Genomic DNA, 18,521 nt, shown 5'->3' on the forward strand with positions numbered 1-18,521 from the left:
TAGAATTCGCGCCCTCTTCAATAAAGGTTTGTTTCTATGGCACGTCATCCCTACCGCCGGCTGCGTTCCGCCCGCGCGGCCATGCCCGAAGTGGGCATTTCCGAGCTCGGCAACATCCGCTCGCTGCATTTGGGCAGCGAAACGGTGCAAAGCTCGATGAATGTGGACGACCCCGCCGAGCTGGTGCTTTCCTACAGCCGCGCCATGATGGCCTGGCTGCTGTTTGCGCCTTCGGTGCGGCACATCACGCAAATCGGCTTGGGCGGCGGCTCGTTTACCCGCTGGATTGATGCCTGCCTGCCCGAGGTGGCGCAAACGGCGGTGGAAATTAACCCGCAGGTGATCAGCGTGGCGCGCGGGCTGTTTGAGCTGCCGTTTGAGGGCGAAAAGTTTGAAATCATCGAGGCCGACGGCGCGGAATACATCAAAACCCTGCGCGGCGGCACGGATATTTTGCTGGTGGACGGCTTCGACGGCGAGCAGATTATCGATTCGCTGGTGGGCGAGCCTTTCTTTGCCGACTGCCGCACCGCCTTGAGCAGCCAGGGCATTTTCGTGACCAACTGGTGGAGCGGCGATAAGCGCTACCCGCTTTTCCTGCAACGGCTGTCGAAAGTGTTTGAGCAGCGCGTGTTGTGCGTGCTGGCGGAAACGCACGGCAATGTGGCGGTGCTGGCCTTCCAAAGCTGGACGCCGCAGCCTTTGGCGGCATTGCAGAAAAGGGCGGCCGAGCTCGACAAGCAGTTCCGGCTGGGCTTTAAAAACATGCTGCATCGGGCGGAGCCGCCGCCGGGCAGCGAGTGGAAATGGCTGCGCTGAGGAATTTTCAGGTAGCCTTTGAGGCTACCTGAAAAATATCCGCCACGATTGAGTAATGGTTGTATGAAAGGCTACCTGATTTTCAGGTAGCCTTTTTGCCATGCCGAGAAGCGCTATTCCGGCTCGCCTGCTTGCTTTACCCAGTAGTCTGCGGCGGCTTGGCCTTCGGCGGTGTCCCGGTTGGGGGCGGAGAATGTGTAGTATTGCCACAGGCGGTGGGCGGCGGCGCGGTCGCCGTGTTCGGCCAGGCTTTGCACGCGGGCGAGCTGCTGCGGCTGGAGGTGGTAGATGCTGCCGGTGCATATCGGGGCGGCTGGGTTGTAGCGCTCTTCATCCAGCACGGCTTGCAGGCGCGGGGGCAGGGCGACGCCACGTTGTTTCAGCTCGTATGCCCAGGCGGCAGCGTCGAAATAACGGTAGGCGGCGAGGTGCTCTTCGGCGGCGGCGAGGATTTCTTCGTTGGTTTTCGGGGGCGTCGGGCTGGAGGTGGCGGTGGGCATGGCGGCGTCTTTCTGACAGGCAGTGAGGAGGAAGAGGGCAGCGAGGAGGGGAAGCGGGCGTTTCATGCTTTCTTCTTGGGCGGGCTTGGGTTGGGAGGAAGGCTACCTGAAAACTGGCGGCGGGAAGGTTTCAGGTAGCCTTTAGCCGCGGCGGTCGGCGGCGCCGAAGTGCCAGGCGCCAACGTCAAGGCGCACGCAGAGGTAGCGCCACAGCAGGGGCTGGCTCACGGCTAGGGTGGCGGAGAGGGGGCGCAGTAGGGCGGTTTTGGCGGGATCGGTGAGCAGTAGGGCGCCTTTCACGGCGGTTTGCAGCTGTTTGGGGGGAAGCTCGGCGGCGCGGAGGAGGGCTTGGGCGGCGGGGTGTTGGGCGAGGTGGCCGGGCTGGGGGGTGGGGGCGAGGTAGGCTTTGAGCAGCAGCCAAAGCTGGGTTTGCTCGCGGCTGGCGCTCTGTTGGCGGAAGTGGCATCGGATTTGGTCGAGCACGGCTTGCTGGGCGCTGTCTTCCTGCATCACGAAGGCGGGCAGGAGGTGTTCGAGCAGCTCAGTGCTGGGCAGCAGGGGGTGTTGCCACAGGCGGGCGAGCTGTTGCCCGACGAAGGGGGTGAGGGCGACGGTGTGGCTTGGCTGGGTTGTGCTGCGCAGAAAGCCGTTGCGCTGTGTTTGCACTGCGTTGAAGGCGGCGCTTTCAGGTAGCCTGTGGATTTGGAATAGGCAGAGCAGGGCGGCGGAGGCGTATTCGCCGTCGAGGGCGGCGGCCTGCCAGTCGGCGTGGAGCGGCAGGTGCGGGGTGGTGGGGCGGTAGCGGCGGATGCGTGCCTGCATGGTGGCTTGGCGGTGGCGGTAGAGGGCTTCGCTTTGGTCGGCAACGGGGTCGGCTTCGGCGGCGGGGGCAAAGCGGAAGTGGCCTTCGGCGAAGTAGACGGGGCCGTTGGCGCCTTTGAGCTCGGGGGCGAGGCGGCGGGCGGCAGCGGGGTCGAGCCGGCGGATGCGTTCGATGATGGGGGGATGGGTGGCGGCGAGGCTGCCGGAGGTGATGCGGCCGAACATCATGTGGGCGTATTCGGGGCCTTGGGCGGAGCGCAGGCGGCAGCTGCCGCTGCGGGCGATTTTGCGCAGGGCTTCGATGAGCGGGGCGGTTTGGCGGGTGAACTGCACGGCGGAGGCGTCGGCGAGGAATTCGCGCTGGCGGCACACGGCGGCTTGCAGCCAGCCGGCAAACAGGCTGCCGATGGAGCCCAGCGCAATCATCAGGATGCCGAAGACTTGCAGCGGCAGGGTTTGCATGATGATTTCGATGCCGTTGTCGAAGGGGTGGTTGTCTACGTTTTTATTGCGGCGGTATTCGAGGTAGTGTTCGTCGTCGCGGCCTTCGAGGAAGTAGCGGCCGCTGCTGGCGATGCCTTGCAGGCCGTGCAGCCAGGCGGAGAGGCGGAGGTTGAGGCGCATGTCGCCGTGGAGGATGTGGCTGAATTCGTGGGCAATCACGGCTTGCAGCTCGTCGCGCTTGAGGCGGTGTACCGCGCCTTGGGTAACGCCGATTACGGCACGGCGGCGGCTGAGGCCGGCGGCGAAGGCGTTGATGCTGCCGTCGCGGCGCAGGAGGTACACGGGCGGAGTGGGCAGGCCGGCGGCCAGGGCGGTTTCGGCCACCACGTTGAGCAGGCGGCGTTCGGCAAAGCTGGCTTCTTGCAGTTGCAGCTGCTCGCCGCCGAGGCGTTTGGCCACGGCTTCGCCGCCGAGCCGCAGTTCGCGCAGGCGGTGCAGGCTGAGGCCGATGGTGAGCAGGCACACGAGGATGGCGGGCGGCAGGTAGTACCACCACAGGCTGTGGCGCGGGCTGCCGAAGCCGAAGATGAGCGGCAGGCTGCCGAGCACGGCGGCAGTGAGGACGACTGTGCCGGCCAGCGCGAGCGCATACAGCGCCACCAGCCGGGTGCTGCGGCGGCGTGCTTGCTGTTGGCGGCGGAAGAAGCGCATGGGGGAATCCGTGTTCGGGAGGGATGGGCTGAATATAGCCAATCCGGCGGGGTTTGGCAAAGGGTGGAGGCTACCTGAAAAATGGGGGGCTTGGTTTTGGGCTTTGCAGAAACCCGCCAAGCTGGTTTGACTGCGCTGAAGCTGGCGTTTTAGCTTCACAGAAACTCAGCCTTGGCTTCGCCAAGACATCGGTCCACTTCGTTGAAGCTGACGCTTTCAGGTAGCCTTTTGCCTGATGCGGAATGCTTGGGAGGCTACCTGAAAATGGTTTTGCGGCGGGGGGATGGCCGATGCAAAGAGAATGAGCCGGCAACGTATTCTAACTCTGGCGGCGATTATTTTTCAGGTAGCCTGTTTGCCGGCTAGGAGGCTACCTGAAAAAGTAGAAACGGAAAAAATAGAAGCAAACCAAGCATTCCGCAAAAGCAAGGTAACAAATTTTCAGGTAGCCTTTGATCTGCCGACAAGGCTACCTGAAAACCCCGTTGCCGGCACGCCCGCCCCGCGCCGACGCAATCTCGGGTAAGATAGCGCTTTTTCGGATTTCGGAGACAGCTATGCCGCAGAAAGTAATCGCAATCGACGGGCCGAGCGCATCGGGCAAAGGCACGGTGGCGCAGCGCGTGGCCGAGGCGCTGGGCTGGGCGTATCTCGATTCCGGCGCGCTCTACCGCATCACCGCGCTGCATGCCCGCCGCCGAGGCGCGGATTGGGCAGACGAAGCCGCAGTGGCCGCCTTGGCGCAGGCCTTGCCGGCCGAGTTTGCCGCCGGCGCGGTGCTGCTGGACGGGGAAGACGTGTCGGCCGCCATCCGCAGCGAGGAAATCGGCATGGGCGCTTCGCAGGTGGCGGCACTGCCCGCGGTGCGGGAGGCTTTGTTGCAACGGCAGCGCGCGTTTCTCGGCGAACAGGGCTTGGTGGCCGACGGGCGCGACATGGGCTCGGTGGTGTTCCCCGATGCCGTACTCAAAATATTCCTCACCGCCGGGGCGAAAGTGCGTGCCGAACGCCGCGCCCGGCAAATCGGCGAGCCGCTTTCTGGCGAGCGTTTCGAGCGCATCCTGGCCGCCATCGAAGCGCGCGACGAAGCCGACCGCAAGCGCGCCGTTGCGCCGCTGCAAAAGCTGCCCGAAGCCCGCCTGCTCGACACTTCTGCGCTCACCATCGAAGAATCGGTAAAAAAAGTGCTTGATTGGTATCGGGAAAAATAAACTTGCTGTATAATGCCGCACTTTCGGCGCATCCGCCCCGTTTTGAGGCGCGTGTGCTGCATAACCGGTTGATTGATTGCTTTTCCGTTAAAGACAAGCAAACAGATTAAACCCCTGCCTGCCGTGCCAAGGGCGGCAGGCTTTTAGCAACCTCAACCCTCCGCACTCCTTGGCCGTGCGTGGAAAAGACAAAACCTTATGGAAAATTTTGCCCAGTTACTGGAAGAATACTCAGCCGTACAAGAAATGAACCAGGGCGAGGTGATCACCGCCGAAGTGGTGGCGATTACCGACAAACACGTGATCGTGAATGCCGGCCTGAAATCCGAATCCCTGATTGATCTGGACGAATTCAAAAACGCCCAGGGCGAGCTGGAAGTAAAAGTCGGCGATTTCGTTACCGTAACCATCGAATCCGTGGAAAACGGCTTCGGCGAAACCAAACTCTCGCGCGAAAAAGCCAAACGCGCTGCCGATTGGCTGGCTTTGGAAGAAGCCATGGAAAGCGGCGAGATCCTCTCCGGCGTGATCAACGGCAAGGTCAAAGGCGGCCTCACCGTGATGATCAACAGCATCCGCGCCTTCCTGCCTGGCTCGCTGGTAGACGTGCGCCCGGTGAAAGACACCTCTCACTTTGAAGGCAAAGAAGTAGAATTCAAAGTGATCAAACTGGATAGAAAACGCAATAACGTCGTGGTATCCCGCCGCGCCGTGCTGGAAGAAACCCTGGGCGAAGAGCGCCAGGCCCTGCTGGAAAGCCTGCAGGAAGGCACCGTGGTGAAAGGTATCGTGAAGAACATCACCGACTACGGCGCATTCGTGGACTTGGGCGGCATCGACGGCCTCCTGCACATCACCGATTTGGCATGGCGCCGCGTGAAACACCCGAGCGAAGTGCTGGAAGTGGGTCAGGAAGTGGAAGCCAAAGTGCTCAAGTTCGACCAAGACCGCAGCCGCGTATCTCTGGGCATGAAACAGCTGGGCGAAGACCCCTGGAGCGGCCTCGCCCGCCGTTACCCCGCCCGCACCCGCCTGTTCGGCAAGGTAACCAACCTCACCGACTACGGCGCGTTTGTTGAAATCGAGCAGGGCATCGAAGGCTTGGTACACGTTTCCGAAATGGACTGGACCAACAAAAACGTTCACCCGAGCAAAGTGGTGCAGCTGGGCGACGAAGTAGAAGTGATGATTCTGGACATCGACGAAGACCGCCGCCGCATCAGCTTGGGCATGAAACAATGCCAGCCCAACCCGTGGGAAGAATTTGCCGCCAACTTCAATAAAGGCGACAAACTCACCGGCGCCGTGAAGTCCATCACCGACTTCGGCATTTTCGTGGGCCTGCCCGGCAACATCGACGGCCTGGTACACCTCTCCGATCTTTCTTGGAGCGAAAGCGGCGAAGAAGCCGTGCGCAAATACAAAAAAGGCGAAGACGTGGAAGCCGTGGTTTTGTCTATCGATGTGGAGAAAGAACGCATCAGCCTGGGCATCAAACAGCTCGAAGGCGACCCCTTCGGCACCTACATCAGCATCAACGACAAAGGCGCCTTGGTGAAAGGCACCGTGAAATCCGTTGAAGCCAAAGGCGCCGAAGTGCAGCTGGCCGACGAAGTGGTGGGCTACCTGCCCGCTTCCGAGTTCGACAGCGAGCGCGTGGAAGACCTGACCACTAAGCTGAAAGAAGGCGACGAAGTGGAAGCCGTGATCGTTACGGTAGACCGCAAAAACCGCAACATCAAGCTTTCCGTGAAAGCCCGCACCGCCAAAGAAAACCGCGAAGCGCTCAATACCGTGAACGCTGCGGCCAGCCACGCCGGCACCACCAGCCTGGGCGACCTCCTGAAGGCCAAGCTGGGCGGCGACAACGAATAAGGATGCTGTAAATGACCAAATCAGAGTTGATGGCCCATATGGCCGAAAAATACCTGGCTCAGGGGCATGCTCGCCTGGCAGTGAAAGACGTGGAGCAGAGCGTGAAAGTTTTGGTGGATGCCATGACCCGCGCCCTGGCCCGCGGCCAGCGTATCGAGATTCGCGGGTTTGGCAGTTTCGACCTGAACCACCGCCCGGCCCGCGTGGGCCGCAATCCGAAAACCGGTGAAAAAGTGAACGTGCCCGAGAAATACGTGCCGCACTTCAAAGCCGGCAAGGAGCTGCGCGAACGCGTGGACCAGGCCGCCAAGTAAGACTGGCTTAAGCTGAAGAAAAGGCTACCTGAAAATTTCAGGTAGCCTTTTTATGTATGTTTGGGCAAACGGGATTGTTTTAAATTTATTTGAAATTCAGAACAGGTGAAATAACCACAGAAGTTTGTACTTGATTAAACTCTGGCCTGAACGGGCTTTGATCAGTTAGCTCAAAACGATACCGACCAATGGGAAGTTCGAAACAACCACGTGCTATGTTGTTGGCAATATTTCTCGGATTATCTGTGTTGGCACCGTATGAATCTTCAATGACGAAATTGGTGTATTCCTTTTGGAACATCAGCGTTTCTTGGCGCAGGCCTTTCCGATATACCCGCATCCGAATGGTGTACATTGGTTCGCTTTCTTCCGATAAATCACCTAGGCCGGTAAAGGCTCGCTGCATTTTTTGAGCTTCTTCATTGAGGGGGCCAAAAACGCCTTTATCCGCATCCGGTCCCCATAGGTTGATCATGCCGTCAATGAATTCAATTTTTGTCCAGAGGCAGTAGCGGTGTTTGAGATAAATTGTTTCGTTGAACTCAAGCCGTTTGTGTTGGCCTAGAGGAAAATCTTGATAAGCTGGGGTAGGTAGAAACTGAAGAATCAAACTGCGGGAGAAGTCGCAACTGACCAGTAGACATGACACGACGCCGAGAATAGCCAATTTTTTTAATAGCGGCGCGTATTTTTTCAGGTAGCCTTTGAGTTTGCCGGAAGGTTGGCGTGGCGGCGTGGGCGGCGGGTTTGTGGCTTCACTCATATTCAACCCTTTCTTCAGTAGATAGTTGAAGTAGATAGAACGAGGGAATTGTACGCCTGCTGTGCAGGGAAACCAAATACCAGCTCGTGTGGCAATGATTGGTAGAGGGGAAAACTAAAGGCTACCTGAAATATTTTTCAGGTAGCCTTTTATCCGGGCAAAGCAAGCGCCTTACCAATAGCTCACCAGCTCCGACAAATCGGTATTCTTGCCACCGTCGGCGGTTTTTTGCGCGGTGCCGATCATCAGCAGGCCGATGATTTTGTCGTGCTCTTCGCAGGCAAAGGCTTCGCGCAGGGCGGCGGTATTGACCCACAGGCCGGTGAGCCACACGTTGTCGAAGCCTTGCGCCTTGGCAGCCAGCTGGATGGCGTAGGCGGCGCAGCCGGCGCTGAGCACTTGTTCCCACTCCGGCTTGGGCTTGAGGCAGTTTAGATTGGGCTTGGCCACCACGCCGATCATCAAGGGCGCCATCTGCCCCAACACCTCGGCCTTGCGCGCCGCTTCGCCGCCGATTTCGGTCGCGCATTGGCCGAGCACGTGGCGGAAGGTTTGCCAGCCCGCTTCGCTTTGCACCACGACAAAGTGCCAAGGCGTGTGGTTGCCGTGGTCGGGCACTTGCGTGGCGGCCTGCAAAATAGTTTCCAGCTGGGCGGCATCGGGGCCGGGCGCGGTGAGGAGGCGCACGGAGCGGCGGGTGGTGAGCAAATCCAGGGTGTTCATATTGTTCAGATTCCTTGTGTGCGTTGTAAACGGAAATGCCGTGCTTATACCACACGCCCCGCATTCAGGCTACCTGAAAAAATTGCCGGCTTCGCCCCGTGCCGTTTGGCGATATAATGCGCCCGTCTCCCATCCTTTGAAAGCCCGCCATGAGCGCCAAGCCCCTCTTCACCCTGTCCGACCAAAACGGCCACGATTTCTCCGCCGCCGAACACTTGCCGCTGGTGCTGTATTTCTACCCCAAAGACAGCACGCCCGGCTGCACCGCCGAAGCGCAGGAATTCAGCGCGCTGCTGCCCGAATTTCGGGCGCTCGGTTTTCAGGTAGCCGGCGTATCGCGCGACAGCGTGGCCAGCCACCAGAAATTCGTGTGTAAATACGCGCTGGAAGTGCCGCTTTTGTCGGACAAAGACGAAACCGTGTGCCGCCTGTTCGACGTGATAAAAGAGAAAAACATGTATGGCAAGAAAGTGTTCGGCATCGAGCGCAGCACCTTTGTGCTGGATGCGCAAGGCAATATCGCGCGCGAATGGCGCAAAGTGAAAGCCGCCGGCCACGCCCAAGCCGTGCTCGACGCGCTGCGGGAACAGGTGGAATAGGGGCAGCGATGCAATACCGCTACGAAGCCCCGTTCGGCACGCTGATCTGCCGTTTTGACGGCGACAGGCTCACCGAAATCCTGCTCGGCAACGAGCGCATCGACTTCCTGCCCGCGCTGCCGGAAAACAGCGCGCTCGCCCGCGGGCTGGACGGCTATTTTTCAGGTAGCCTCCACGCCCTGCCCAAAGTGGCCGAAATACCGCCCGGCACGCCGTTTCAGCGCAAAGTGTGGGCGCAGATTGCCGCCATCCCGCCCGGGCAAACCCTCAGCTACCGGCAGATTGCCGAGCGCATCGGCAGCCACCCGCGCCCCGTGGGCGGCGCCTGCGGCAAAAACCCGCTGCCGCTCTTGATACCCTGCCACCGCGTATTGTCGGCAAGCGGGCTGGGCGGCTTCAGCATGGGCGGCGATACCGAGCGCGGCCTGGCGGTGAAACGCTGGCTGCTCAAGCACGAGGGCATCGCATGGTGAAAACAGCCGAGCCGCTGCCGCCGCGTTGGCAAGAGCCCATCGAGCAAACGCTAGACGACCTCTTCCTCACCCGCCAGCGCTCTGCCAACACCTTGGCCGGCTACCGGCGCGACTTGGAAAAAGTCGCCCGCCGCCTGCAAGCGCGCGATACCGATTGGCTCCAGGCCGATGCCGCCGGGCTGGCCGAAGCCGTGTATGCCCCCGGCGAGAAACCCGCCTCCCAAGCCCGCGCCCTCTCCGCCGTGAAGCAGCTCTACGGCTTGCTCCAGCTGCAAAACCGCCGCAGCGACAACCCCACGCAATCCCTTTCCCCGCCGCGCAACGGCCGCGCCCTGCCGCCGCTCATCAGCGAAGCGCAAATCGACGCGCTGCTCGCCGCGCCCGACACCGGCACCATCTTCGGCCTGCGCGACAAAGCTGTGCTCGAAACCCTGTATGCCTCCGGCCTGCGCGTATCCGAAGCTGCTGAAATGCAGTTGCAGGATTTGGATTTGCAGCGCGGCGTGGTGACCGTAATCGGCAAGGGCAACAAGCAGCGTATCGTGCCGCTGGGCGCCGAAGCCGTGCACTGGCTGGAACGCTACCTGAAAGAAGCGCGCGGCTCGCTGCTCAAGCAAGCCCCGTGCAACGCCGTATTCGTGGGGCAGAAGCGCATGGGCATCAGCCGCCAGCTGGTGTGGCAGATGGTGAAGCGCTACGCGGCCGAAACCGGCATCAGCTCGCTCAGCCCGCACAGCCTGCGCCACGCCTTTGCCACCCATCTGGTGAACCACGGCGCCGATTTGCGCAGCGTGCAGATGATGCTCGGCCATGCCAGCCTGAACACCACGCAAATCTACACCCACGTGGCCAACGAGCGGCTCAAGCAGATGGTGGAGCAGCATCATCCGCGGGGCTAGCGGCGGCAGAAAGTGCATGATCGTTTTCAGGTAGCCTTCAAGGCTACCTGAAAAATTTCCGTGCATCCCAACAGGCAAGCTACCCCGCCCGGCAGGCCGCCCGCCAGCTTTTCAGGTAGCCTGCCAGGCCGTTTTGTGGGAAAATCCGCACGTTTAAAATTATTCAAATCGGGCGAAATATTATGTTGGACAGAGAAGGTTATCGCCCCAATGTCGGCATCATCATCACCAACCAGCGCAACGAAGTGTTTTGGGGCAAACGCGTGCAGGAGCATTCCTGGCAGTTTCCGCAGGGCGGCATCAAGCCCGGCGAAAGCCCCGAAGCCGCCATGTATCGCGAGTTGGCCGAAGAAGTGGGCCTTCTGCCGCACCACGTGAAAATCCTCGGCCGCACGCGCGACTGGCTGCGCTACGACGTGCCCGGCAACTGGGTGCGCCGCCAATGGCGCGGGGCATACCGCGGGCAGAAGCAGATTTGGTATCTGCTGCGGCTCATCGGCCGCGAAAGCGATGTGCACCTGCGCGCCAGCAGCCAGCCCGAGTTTGACGCCTGGCGCTGGCACGACTACTGGGCGCCCATCGAAGAAGTGATTGAATTTAAAAAAGACGTTTACACCAATGCCCTGCAGGAGCTTTCCCGCTTCCTGCACAATCTGGAAAGCCTGGAGCAGTTTAACCAGCGCTAGGCCTCCCTGCCCAAAGAGTGAAAGACACCGCCGATGAGCGACATCCTCACCCACATCCTCGCCACCAAACATCAAGAAGTGGCCGCCGCGCAAGCCGCGCTGCCCTTGACCGAAGTGCGCGCCCGCGCCGCCGATATGCCGCCGCCGCGCGGCTTTGTGCAAGCCATGCGCGCCAAGCATGGCCAAGGGCAGGCCGCGCTGATTGCCGAAATCAAAAAAGCCAGCCCCAGCAAAGGCCTGATCCGCCCCGATTTCCAGCCCGAGCAGCTGGCGCGCGCCTATGAGGCCGCCGGCGCCGCCTGCCTTTCCGTGCTCACCGACGAGCAGTATTTCCAAGGCTCGGCAGGCTACCTGAAAACCGCCCGCGCCGCCGTGGCGCTGCCCGTGTTGCGCAAAGATTTTATGGTGAGCGCCTATCAAATCTACCAATCCCGCGCCATGGGCGCCGACGCCGTGCTGCTGATTGCCGCCGCGCTCGGCCAAGCCCAGCTTGAAGAGTTGGAGGGCATCGCGCACGAATTGGGCATGGCCGTGCTGCTGGAGCTGCACGATGCCGGGGAGCTGGAAAAATGCCGCCGCCTCGCCACCCCGCTTGTCGGCGTGAACAACCGCAACCTGCGCACCTTTGAAGTGAGCCTGCAGCAAACGCTGGATTTGCTGCCCGAAATCGCCGGAGAAGGCCGCGTAATCGTTACCGAAAGCGGCATCCGCAGCCGCGAAGACGTGCAGTTTATGCGCCGCCACGGCGTGCACAGCTTCCTGATTGGCGAAACTTTTATGCGTGCCGTAGACGTGGGCGCGGAAGTGGAAAAACTGTTTGCTTGAGTTTTCAGGTAGCCTTTTGCAGAGCTGGGGCTACCTGAAAAAGTTCATGGCAGGTTTGAGGCTTGATTTTGACGCAAGGAGTAGGCATGAAACGTTTTCCAGCCATGCTAGCGCTGCTGTTGCTGCCTGCCGCCACCCTGGCCAAACAGCCGGCAGGGCAGGCGCCATGCCCGCAGGTGAACCGCGACAGCATCGAGGTGCTCACTTATCTGTATGCCTGCACCAATCACGATGCCGCCGAGCTGCCCGCCGCCGCCGAGCAGCAGTCCGACAAACTGATGCAGCTGGCCGGCCAATGCTCCGGCAGCGACCAAGAAACCTGGTGGCGGCAAAACGGCGCACAGATGGCCGCCGAGCGCGCCCGCTACGAGCCCGCGGCCGATGTAGACACAGCGGCGGTGTGCCGCCAGCGCAGCGCGCATATCCGGCGCATCCTGCGGCGCTACCGCTGAATTGCAAAATATTTCAGGTAGCCTCAAGCTGCTTTGAGGGCAGGGCAGGCTACCTGAAAAAAGAAACCCCATTCGAAACCACCCAGAGACATCGATATGACCCAAGACAAAATCCTGATTCTCGATTTCGGTTCGCAAGTAACCCAGCTCATCGCCCGCCGCGTGCGCGAGGCGCATGTGTATTGCGAGCTGCACCCCTACGATATGCCGCTTGCCGAGATTAAAGCCTTCAATCCCAAAGGCATCATCCTCTCCGGCGGCCCCAATTCGGTGTACGATTCCGACTATCAGGCCGACACCGGCATTTTCGACTTGGGCGTGCCCGTGCTCGGTATCTGCTATGGCATGCAGTTTATGGCGCACCACCTCGGCGGCAAAGTCTCCCCCGGCGACCAGCGCGAATTCGGCTATGCCGAAGTGAAAACCACCGACAGCCCGCTCACCGCCGGCCTGAGCGATGGCGAGCCGAACACGCTGGAAGTGTGGATGAGCCACGGCGACAAAGTGTCCGCCCTGCCCGAAGGCTTCCGCATTTTCGGCGACACGCTCTCCTGCCCCGTGGCCATCATGGGGCACGAAGCCAAACGCTTCTACGGCATCCAGTTCCACCCCGAAGTCACGCACACCAAACAAGGCCGCGCCCTGCTCAACCGCTTCGTGCTGGACATTTGCGGCGCCAAGCCGGGCTGGACTATGCCCAATTATGTGGATGAAATGGTGGCCAAAATCCGCGAGCAGGTGGGCGATGAGGAAGTGATCCTCGGGCTTTCCGGCGGCGTGGATTCCTCCGTGGCCGCCGCGCTCATACACCGCGCCATTGGCGACCAGCTCACCTGCGTGTTTGTCGATCACGGCCTGTTGCGGCTGGACGAGCGCACCGCCGTGCTCGATATGATGGGGCGGCATTTCGGCGTGCACGTGGTGCATGTGGATGCCTCCGAGCAGTTTTTGGGCAAACTCGCCGGCGTAACCGACCCCGAGCGCAAACGCAAAATCATCGGCGCCGAGTTTATCGAAGTGTTCCAACGCGAAGCCGCCAAGCTGAAAAACGCCAAATGGCTGGCGCAGGGCACGATTTATTCCGACGTGATCGAAAGCGCCGGCGCCAAAACCAAAAAGGCGCACGCCATTAAGAGCCACCACAACGTGGGCGGCCTGCCCGAAACCCTCAACCTGAAGCTGCTCGAGCCCCTGCGCGACCTGTTTAAAGACGAAGTGCGCGAGCTCGGCCTCACCCTCGGCCTGCCCAAAGAAATGATCTACCGCCACCCCTTCCCCGGCCCCGGCTTCGGCGTGCGCATTTTGGGCGAAGTGAAACGCGAATACGCCGAGCTCTTGCGCCGCGCCGACGCCATCTTCACCGAAGAGCTGCGCAACACCTTCAATGAAGAAGGCCAATCGTGGTACGACCTCACCAGCCAGGCCTTCACCGTATTCCTGCCGGTGAAATCCGTGGGCGTGATGGGCGACGGCCGCACTTATGAATACGTGGTGGCACTGCGCGCCGTCATCACCAGCGATTTCATGACCGCACATTGGGCCGAGCTGCCCTACGATTTGCTGGGCAAAGTGTCGAACCGCATCATCAACGAAGTGCGCGGCATCAACCGCGTGGTGTACGACATCAGCGGCAAACCGCCCGCCACGATTGAGTGGGAATAACCGGTGCAGGATTTTCAGGTAGCCTCAGCATGAATACAGGCTACCTGAAAATATTTGCTACAGATAAACTGCCTGTTATAGAAACGAAACCATCAGCTATATTTTCAGGTAGCCTCCCCGCTTTGCAGGCTACCTGAAAATCCTTTCCAACCCTCCACCCACAACACCGCCATGGCCCTACAACTCAACCTCTTCCCCGTTACCCCCTTCCGCCAAAACTGCTCCCTGCTGTGGGACGAACAAAGCAAAGAAGCCGTGTGGATCGACGTGGGCGGCGAAGCCGAATGGCTGCAGGGCGAAGCCGCCAAACTCGGCTTGCAGCCCAAAGCAATCTGGCTCACCCACGGCCACCTCGACCATGCCGCCGGCGTGGCCGACATGATCGCCCGCACCCCGCTGCCCGTTATCGGCCCGCACCGCGCCGACCAATGGCTGCTCGACAGCCTGCCCGACACCACCGCCGGCTTCGGCTTCCCCGTTTCCCCGCCCGTGCAGCCCACGCGCTGGCTGGAAGAGGGCGACGAGCTTAGCGTGGGCGGCTACCGCTTCCAAGTGCTGCACGCCCCCGGCCACACCCCCGGCCACGTTGTGTTTTACTGCGCCGAAGCCAAACTCTTGATTGCCGGCGACGTATTGTTCTACGAATCCATCGGCCGCACCGACTTCGAGCGCAGCAGCCATGCCGACCTCCTGCGCAGCATCCGCGAAAAACTGCTGGTGTTGCCCGAAGACACCATCGTCGTGCCCGGGCACGGCCGCACCACCACCATCGGCCACGAAAAGCGGCACAATCCCTTCCTGCTCGGCTAGCTCAACCCGATTTCCCCTGCCCAAAGCCGCTGTGGTAGGGGAAAATCAGCCTGCCCCGCGCAAGATAATTGCAAAGACGGCCACCGTTAAGATGCATGCATTCCGCTGCCGCCGTAAATCTTGGTTAATCCCTCTTTTTATGCCCAAACCTTTAGACTAAGATAGCTCCACCCCTGCCCAGTGCAGGCGGCATTTTCTAACCTTATAGGAAAAGCATGATGAAAGTACGTACTTGGGCTGTGCCCGCCTCATTGGCTCTGCTGCTGACCGCCTGCGCGGCGCCCATGCATGCAGACGACGGCGACCACAACCGGCCGCCCCCCCATCGTTATGAAGAGCAGCGCCGCGACGACATGCAAGATCGCCGCGACGACCGCGACCATCAGCGCCGCCCGCGCCACGAACGCCACGGCCGGCAAGGCATCGAGCGCTTCAGCTGCGAAAACGGCTTGAGCGTGAGCGTGCGCCAGGAAGGCACCGGCCGCGTGAGCCTCCAGCTCGACGACAAACGCGCCGTGCTTACCAGCGCCGTTGCCGCTTCCGGCGAGCGCTACACCAGCAACCGCGGCCTGTTCGGCAGCGGCGCGGAATGGCACCGCAAAGGCAACGAAGCCGTGTTCAGCTTCAAAGACCCCTACGGCAACCAGGTGGAGACCTCCTGCCAACGCCGTTAATTTGATTTGAATTCAATCGCCGCATGAGTGAAATCAGGCCGGCAGCCGCGGAGCAATCCGCTGCTGCCGGTTTTTGCTGCCTGCAAGAAAAGGCTACCTGAAAAATCTGCCGTGGGATTTTCAGGTAGCCTTTTGTGTGCCGATAATGCTTGTTCAGGCAAGGGCTTATTTTTCCTCTTTCTCGGGGCGTTTCCAGCCGGTGAGCGTGGTTTGGCGGGTGCGGGCGAGGGTGAGCGCATCTTCGGGGCAGCTGCGGGTGAGCGTGCTGCCGGCGCCGGTGGTGGCGCGGTGGCCGATGGTGAGCGGGGCCACGAGCATGTTGCCGGAGCCGATGCGCACTTCGTCGCCGATAATGGTGCGGTGTTTGTGCACGCCGTCGTAGTTGCAGGTGATGGTGCCGGCGCCGATGTTGCTGCGGCTGCCGATTTGGGCGTCGCCGAGGTAGGTGAGGTGGTTGGCTTTGCTGCCGCGGCCGATGGTGCTGTTTTTCACTTCCACGAAGTTGCCGATGTGTACTTCGTCGGCAAGGTCGGCATGGGGGCGCAGGCGGGCGAAGGGGCCGATGCGGGCGCTGCTGCCGATGCGGCAGTTTTCGAGGTGGGAGAAGGGCTCGATAACGGTGTGGCTGCCGATCACGGCGTTTTTGATCACGCAGTTGGCGCCGATGGATACGTTGTGGCCGAAGCGGTTTTCGCCTTCGAGCACCACGTTCACGTCGATGACCACGTCTTGGCCGTGTTCGAGGCTGCCGCGCAGGTCGAAACGCTCGGGGTCGCGCAGGGTGAGGCCGGCTTGCAGCAGGGCTTCGGCCTGTTCGCGCTGGAAGATGCGTTCGAGCTCGGCGAGCTGGGCTTTGTTGTTCACGCCGGCGGCGAGGTGGGAGGCGGCCACTTGTACGGGGTGCACGGCCACGCCGCTTTGCCGGGCGAGGCGGATCACGTCGGTGAGGTAGTATTCGCCTTGGGCGTTGTTGCTGGAGAGTTGGGCGAGCCAGCCGGCGAGGTGGCGGTTGGGCAGCACGAGGATGCCGGTGTTGATTTCGCGGATGGCTTTTTGCTCGGGGCTGGCGTCTTTTTCTTCCACGATGGCGTCCACTTGGCCTTCGGCGTTGCGGATGATGCGGCCGAGGCCGAAGGGGTTGGGCGGGATGTCGGTGAGCAGGCCGACTTCGTCGCCGGCGGCATCGAGCAGGGCTTGGAGCGTTTCGCGGTTGATGAGGGGCACATCGCCGGAGAGGATGAGGGTGCGGCCTTCGGCGCCGAGGTGGGGCAGGGCGGTTTGCACGGCGTGGCCGGTGCCGAGCTGCTCGGTTTGTTCCACCCAGTTTACGTCGTTGCGGCTTATTTTTTCGCGCACGAGCTCGCGGCCGTGGCCGATGACGACGTTGATGCTTTGCGGCTTCAGGCTTTGCGAGGTGCGGATAATGCGCTCGAGCATGCTTTGGCCGCCGATTTGGTGCAGCACTTTGGGCAGGGCGGAATGCATGCGGGTGCCTTTGCCGGCGGCGAGGATGACGATGTGGAGGGGGGTGGGCATGGCTGGTTTTCTCGGATTGGTTGTTGGGCGGGCAAATTGTTTGCGGTGTTTTCCCGGCTTTATGAAGCGGGGGAATGGGTTTCAGGTAGCCTTTGAGGCTACCTGAAAATGTTGGGGCTGCCTGAAACGGTGTTTTATTGGGCGGGGTGAATGGTTTGCCCGCCGGAGGTGTCGGGGGCGGCTTCGTTGCTCCAGGTGGTGCGCGGCACGCTGTGCTGGTGTTCTTCGCGGGTAACGGGCACGGGCACGGGGCGGTATTCGTTGTAGCGCTGGTTGCGGGAGAAGGTACCGTCTTGATACACGACGGGGGTGCCGGGGGCGTAGCGCTGGCGCAGGCCGGTTTTGCCGTGTTGGTCTTGGTAGGTTTCCCAGGTGCAGGCGGAGAGGGAGAGGAGGGCGAGCAGTAGGACGGCGGGGCGCATGATGTTTCCTTTGTGTTGTTGGGGTTGCTTGGGTCATTATAACGCGAACGGCGGGGGCTGGCTGTGGGGCTGCTTGAAAATGGTGTTGCCTGTTGCGGGGCGGCGATTTCGGGTGGGCTTGGGCGGCTGGTGTGGGGCTACCTGAAAATGGCGGGGCGGGCTTTGAACGGCTTATTTTTCAGGTAGTCTTTTGCGATACAATCCGCGCAGTTTTGAATTAGCGCTGAAGATAAAAGGGAAAATATGCATAAACGGGAAGACGATCGTTATGCACCGCCGCTGAGTGTGGCGGAAGAGGCGGACGTGGTGGCGAATGTTGAAGCCGGCCGGTTGCCGGCGTGGCGGGCGTTTGTTTGGTTTGGGACGGCTTGGGCTTTGTTTTGGCAGCGGGCTGGCTGGTGGTTTGGGCTGGTGTTGGCTTGGACGATTTTGTCGTCTGTGCTGGCTGCGCTGGCAGAGCTGATCACGCCTACTCTGATTTCTTTTTTCCCTGCGGTGCACGATTTTGCCGTGGTATTTGCTACGGCGGGGGCGGCTTATGCGGCGGAGCGGGTGGGGCGGAAAGTCCGTGTTGATTGGCGTGCGGGCTTGGTGGTGTTGGTGCGGTGTGCCGGGGCGTTGGCGCTGCTGGGTTTGCTGAATGTGGTGTTTGACCAGTTATTGCTTCGGGTGGAGGGGTTGCTGGGGATTTATGTGGTCAATATGCGGGGTAAACCGTCATCGCTGCTGAGTGGAGCGGCAGACTGGATCATGTATTGGAATTGGCTGTTTTTTATATTGGCATATCTGTTGCCGAACGGGGTGGCGCCGGTGCTGGTGGTGTGCCGCCGGGCGGGGGTGGCGAGGGCTTGGGCGGCGGGTTGGCGCGGAGTGGGACGTAATGCGGGCGGGGTGGCACTGGCTGTGGTGTTGGCTACCTTGTTGGGTCTGGCGGTGCGGGTGGTGTTGGGCATAGCTGTAGCGCTGGCTCAACCTAAAGTAATATCGATAGCGGCGATGGATACGGTGCCGCCCGTGTGGCTTTGGCGGATAGTGGCTCTGGCGGACAATATGTTTGGCTTATTTTTGATGCTGGTGCTGTATGCGGCGTGTCGGGATGTGTTTTTTGAGAAAAAGGATGAATGAAGCAGGCTGCTTGAAAGCGTAGCGGCGTTTCCGCGCGGCTCAAAATTTTCAGGTAGCCTTTTGCTTGCTGGTGTGAGAAAGGTCTCTGCTTTGAGTCTACCTGAAAATAGGTGGTGTTCTGGCTGCTTCGGCGGTGGGGTGGTAGAGTGGCGGGGCGGCGCTGTGCCGTTTAACCG

General features: G+C 61.0%; 21 protein-coding genes. 15 read left to right on the forward strand and 6 right to left on the reverse strand.

Translation table 11 applies throughout. From position 1 onward, the window contains the following. Positions 1-36: 36 nt before the first annotated feature. Positions 37-819, forward strand: a complete 783-nt coding sequence (locus A7P95_RS05355) for a polyamine aminopropyltransferase (RefSeq protein ID WP_067592330.1) — start codon at positions 37-39, stop codon at positions 817-819. A 113-nt stretch (positions 820-932) separates the two neighbouring features. Here the strand turns inward: A7P95_RS05355 and A7P95_RS05360 are convergent, their stop codons facing one another. Further along, complete coding sequence (locus A7P95_RS05360) at positions 933-1,385, reverse strand: hypothetical protein (protein WP_067592332.1); 453 nt, start codon at positions 1,383-1,385, stop codon at positions 933-935. Positions 1,386-1,460: 75 nt separating this feature from the next. Beyond that, positions 1,461-3,455, reverse strand: a complete 1,995-nt coding sequence (locus tag A7P95_RS05365) for a M48 family metalloprotease (protein ID WP_245636566.1) — start codon at positions 3,453-3,455, stop codon at positions 1,461-1,463. Positions 3,456-3,597: 142 nt separating this feature from the next. Here A7P95_RS05365 and A7P95_RS11595 point away from each other — a divergent pair, with 142 nt between their 5' ends. From A7P95_RS11595 to A7P95_RS05380, 4 genes are all read left to right on the forward strand, one after another. Then, complete coding sequence (locus A7P95_RS11595; protein ID WP_156503508.1) at positions 3,598-3,822, forward strand: hypothetical protein; 225 nt, start codon at positions 3,598-3,600, stop codon at positions 3,820-3,822. 31 nt (positions 3,823-3,853) lie between these two features. Beyond that, positions 3,854-4,507 (forward strand): (d)CMP kinase, encoded by a 654-nt coding sequence (cmk, locus tag A7P95_RS05370; protein ID WP_067592336.1) that lies wholly within the window; start codon positions 3,854-3,856, stop codon positions 4,505-4,507. Between the two features lie 198 nt (positions 4,508-4,705). Then, a complete protein-coding gene (gene rpsA, locus A7P95_RS05375; protein ID WP_067592338.1) occupies positions 4,706-6,382 on the forward strand; it encodes a 30S ribosomal protein S1 in 1,677 nt (558 codons plus the stop codon). An 11-nt stretch (positions 6,383-6,393) separates the two neighbouring features. Further along, a complete protein-coding gene (locus A7P95_RS05380) occupies positions 6,394-6,696 on the forward strand; it encodes an integration host factor subunit beta (RefSeq protein WP_067592341.1) in 303 nt (100 codons plus the stop codon). Between the two features lie 85 nt (positions 6,697-6,781). Here the strand turns inward: A7P95_RS05380 and A7P95_RS05385 are convergent, their stop codons facing one another. Beyond that, the gene (locus A7P95_RS05385; protein ID WP_067592343.1) at positions 6,782-7,459 is read right to left on the reverse strand and encodes a hypothetical protein; all 678 of its coding nucleotides are present in this window, start codon (positions 7,457-7,459) and stop codon (positions 6,782-6,784) included. Between the two features lie 171 nt (positions 7,460-7,630). After that, positions 7,631-8,182 carry a nitroreductase family protein gene (locus A7P95_RS05390; RefSeq protein ID WP_067592344.1) on the reverse strand — a complete coding sequence of 184 codons (552 nt, stop codon included), beginning with the start codon at positions 8,180-8,182 and terminating at the stop codon, positions 7,631-7,633. A 149-nt stretch (positions 8,183-8,331) separates the two neighbouring features. Between A7P95_RS05390 and A7P95_RS05395 the strand changes: the two genes are divergently transcribed. From A7P95_RS05395 to A7P95_RS05435, 9 genes are all read left to right on the forward strand, one after another. Further along, positions 8,332-8,781, forward strand: a complete 450-nt coding sequence (locus A7P95_RS05395; protein ID WP_067592347.1) for a peroxiredoxin — start codon at positions 8,332-8,334, stop codon at positions 8,779-8,781. An 8-nt stretch (positions 8,782-8,789) separates the two neighbouring features. Continuing rightward, positions 8,790-9,254, forward strand: coding sequence for a methylated-DNA--[protein]-cysteine S-methyltransferase (locus tag A7P95_RS05400; protein WP_067592349.1), 465 nt, complete (start codon positions 8,790-8,792; stop codon positions 9,252-9,254). Next, entirely contained in the window at positions 9,248-10,153 is a 906-nt protein-coding gene (gene xerD, locus A7P95_RS05405; RefSeq protein WP_067592358.1) for a site-specific tyrosine recombinase XerD, read from the forward strand. The genes A7P95_RS05400 and xerD overlap by 7 nt, the downstream gene beginning before the upstream one ends. Before the next feature lie 182 nt (positions 10,154-10,335). Further along, complete coding sequence (locus A7P95_RS05410; protein WP_067592360.1) at positions 10,336-10,839, forward strand: RNA pyrophosphohydrolase; 504 nt, start codon at positions 10,336-10,338, stop codon at positions 10,837-10,839. Positions 10,840-10,872: 33 nt separating this feature from the next. After that, positions 10,873-11,664 (forward strand): indole-3-glycerol phosphate synthase TrpC, encoded by a 792-nt coding sequence (gene trpC / locus A7P95_RS05415; protein WP_067592363.1) that lies wholly within the window; start codon positions 10,873-10,875, stop codon positions 11,662-11,664. 86 nt (positions 11,665-11,750) lie between these two features. Next, the gene (locus A7P95_RS05420; RefSeq protein ID WP_067592365.1) at positions 11,751-12,116 is read left to right on the forward strand and encodes a hypothetical protein; all 366 of its coding nucleotides are present in this window, start codon (positions 11,751-11,753) and stop codon (positions 12,114-12,116) included. Positions 12,117-12,212: 96 nt separating this feature from the next. Next, on the forward strand, positions 12,213-13,778 hold the full coding sequence (gene guaA, locus A7P95_RS05425; protein ID WP_067592367.1) for a glutamine-hydrolyzing GMP synthase: 1,566 nt from the start codon (positions 12,213-12,215) through the stop codon (positions 13,776-13,778). Between the two features lie 171 nt (positions 13,779-13,949). Then, entirely contained in the window at positions 13,950-14,588 is a 639-nt protein-coding gene (locus tag A7P95_RS05430) for an MBL fold metallo-hydrolase (protein WP_067592369.1), read from the forward strand. 218 nt (positions 14,589-14,806) lie between these two features. Beyond that, positions 14,807-15,262: an MliC family protein gene (locus tag A7P95_RS05435; protein WP_067592371.1), complete on the forward strand. Its 456-nt coding sequence runs from the start codon at positions 14,807-14,809 to the stop codon at positions 15,260-15,262. A gap of 165 nt (positions 15,263-15,427) precedes the next feature. On the opposite strand, the gene glmU is transcribed toward A7P95_RS05435, so the two are convergent. Together glmU and A7P95_RS05445 are read right to left on the reverse strand one after the other, a co-directional pair. Next, complete coding sequence (gene glmU / locus A7P95_RS05440; RefSeq protein ID WP_067592373.1) at positions 15,428-16,798, reverse strand: bifunctional UDP-N-acetylglucosamine diphosphorylase/glucosamine-1-phosphate N-acetyltransferase GlmU; 1,371 nt, start codon at positions 16,796-16,798, stop codon at positions 15,428-15,430. Between the two features lie 134 nt (positions 16,799-16,932). Then, positions 16,933-17,220 (reverse strand): hypothetical protein, encoded by a 288-nt coding sequence (locus A7P95_RS05445; RefSeq protein WP_067592376.1) that lies wholly within the window; start codon positions 17,218-17,220, stop codon positions 16,933-16,935. A gap of 243 nt (positions 17,221-17,463) precedes the next feature. Here A7P95_RS05445 and A7P95_RS05450 point away from each other — a divergent pair, with 243 nt between their 5' ends. Then, positions 17,464-18,345 carry a hypothetical protein gene (locus A7P95_RS05450; RefSeq protein WP_067592378.1) on the forward strand — a complete coding sequence of 294 codons (882 nt, stop codon included), beginning with the start codon at positions 17,464-17,466 and terminating at the stop codon, positions 18,343-18,345. The last annotated feature ends 176 nt before the right edge of the window (positions 18,346-18,521 follow it).

Origin of the sequence: Eikenella longinqua (genome assembly GCF_001648355.1) — a bacterium.
Classification (GTDB): domain Bacteria; phylum Pseudomonadota; class Gammaproteobacteria; order Burkholderiales; family Neisseriaceae; genus Eikenella; species Eikenella longinqua.

Coding starts and splice junctions, on each gene's coding strand:
- A7P95_RS05355 (WP_067592330.1), top strand. CDS start 37: ATGGCACGTCATCCCTACCGCCGGCTGCGTTCCGCCCGCGCGGCCATG.
- A7P95_RS05360 (WP_067592332.1), bottom strand. CDS start 1,385: ATGAAACGCCCGCTTCCCCTCCTCGCTGCCCTCTTCCTCCTCACTGCC.
- A7P95_RS11595 (WP_156503508.1), top strand. CDS start 3,598: ATGAGCCGGCAACGTATTCTAACTCTGGCGGCGATTATTTTTCAGGTA.
- cmk (WP_067592336.1), top strand. CDS start 3,854: ATGCCGCAGAAAGTAATCGCAATCGACGGGCCGAGCGCATCGGGCAAA.
- rpsA (WP_067592338.1), top strand. CDS start 4,706: ATGGAAAATTTTGCCCAGTTACTGGAAGAATACTCAGCCGTACAAGAA.
- A7P95_RS05380 (WP_067592341.1), top strand. CDS start 6,394: ATGACCAAATCAGAGTTGATGGCCCATATGGCCGAAAAATACCTGGCT.
- A7P95_RS05385 (WP_067592343.1), bottom strand. CDS start 7,459: ATGAGTGAAGCCACAAACCCGCCGCCCACGCCGCCACGCCAACCTTCC.
- A7P95_RS05390 (WP_067592344.1), bottom strand. CDS start 8,182: ATGAACACCCTGGATTTGCTCACCACCCGCCGCTCCGTGCGCCTCCTC.
- A7P95_RS05395 (WP_067592347.1), top strand. CDS start 8,332: ATGAGCGCCAAGCCCCTCTTCACCCTGTCCGACCAAAACGGCCACGAT.
- A7P95_RS05400 (WP_067592349.1), top strand. CDS start 8,790: ATGCAATACCGCTACGAAGCCCCGTTCGGCACGCTGATCTGCCGTTTT.
- xerD (WP_067592358.1), top strand. CDS start 9,248: ATGGTGAAAACAGCCGAGCCGCTGCCGCCGCGTTGGCAAGAGCCCATC.
- A7P95_RS05410 (WP_067592360.1), top strand. CDS start 10,336: ATGTTGGACAGAGAAGGTTATCGCCCCAATGTCGGCATCATCATCACC.
- trpC (WP_067592363.1), top strand. CDS start 10,873: ATGAGCGACATCCTCACCCACATCCTCGCCACCAAACATCAAGAAGTG.
- A7P95_RS05420 (WP_067592365.1), top strand. CDS start 11,751: ATGAAACGTTTTCCAGCCATGCTAGCGCTGCTGTTGCTGCCTGCCGCC.
- guaA (WP_067592367.1), top strand. CDS start 12,213: ATGACCCAAGACAAAATCCTGATTCTCGATTTCGGTTCGCAAGTAACC.
- A7P95_RS05430 (WP_067592369.1), top strand. CDS start 13,950: ATGGCCCTACAACTCAACCTCTTCCCCGTTACCCCCTTCCGCCAAAAC.
- A7P95_RS05435 (WP_067592371.1), top strand. CDS start 14,807: ATGAAAGTACGTACTTGGGCTGTGCCCGCCTCATTGGCTCTGCTGCTG.
- glmU (WP_067592373.1), bottom strand. CDS start 16,798: ATGCCCACCCCCCTCCACATCGTCATCCTCGCCGCCGGCAAAGGCACC.
- A7P95_RS05445 (WP_067592376.1), bottom strand. CDS start 17,220: ATGCGCCCCGCCGTCCTACTGCTCGCCCTCCTCTCCCTCTCCGCCTGC.
- A7P95_RS05450 (WP_067592378.1), top strand. CDS start 17,464: ATGCATAAACGGGAAGACGATCGTTATGCACCGCCGCTGAGTGTGGCG.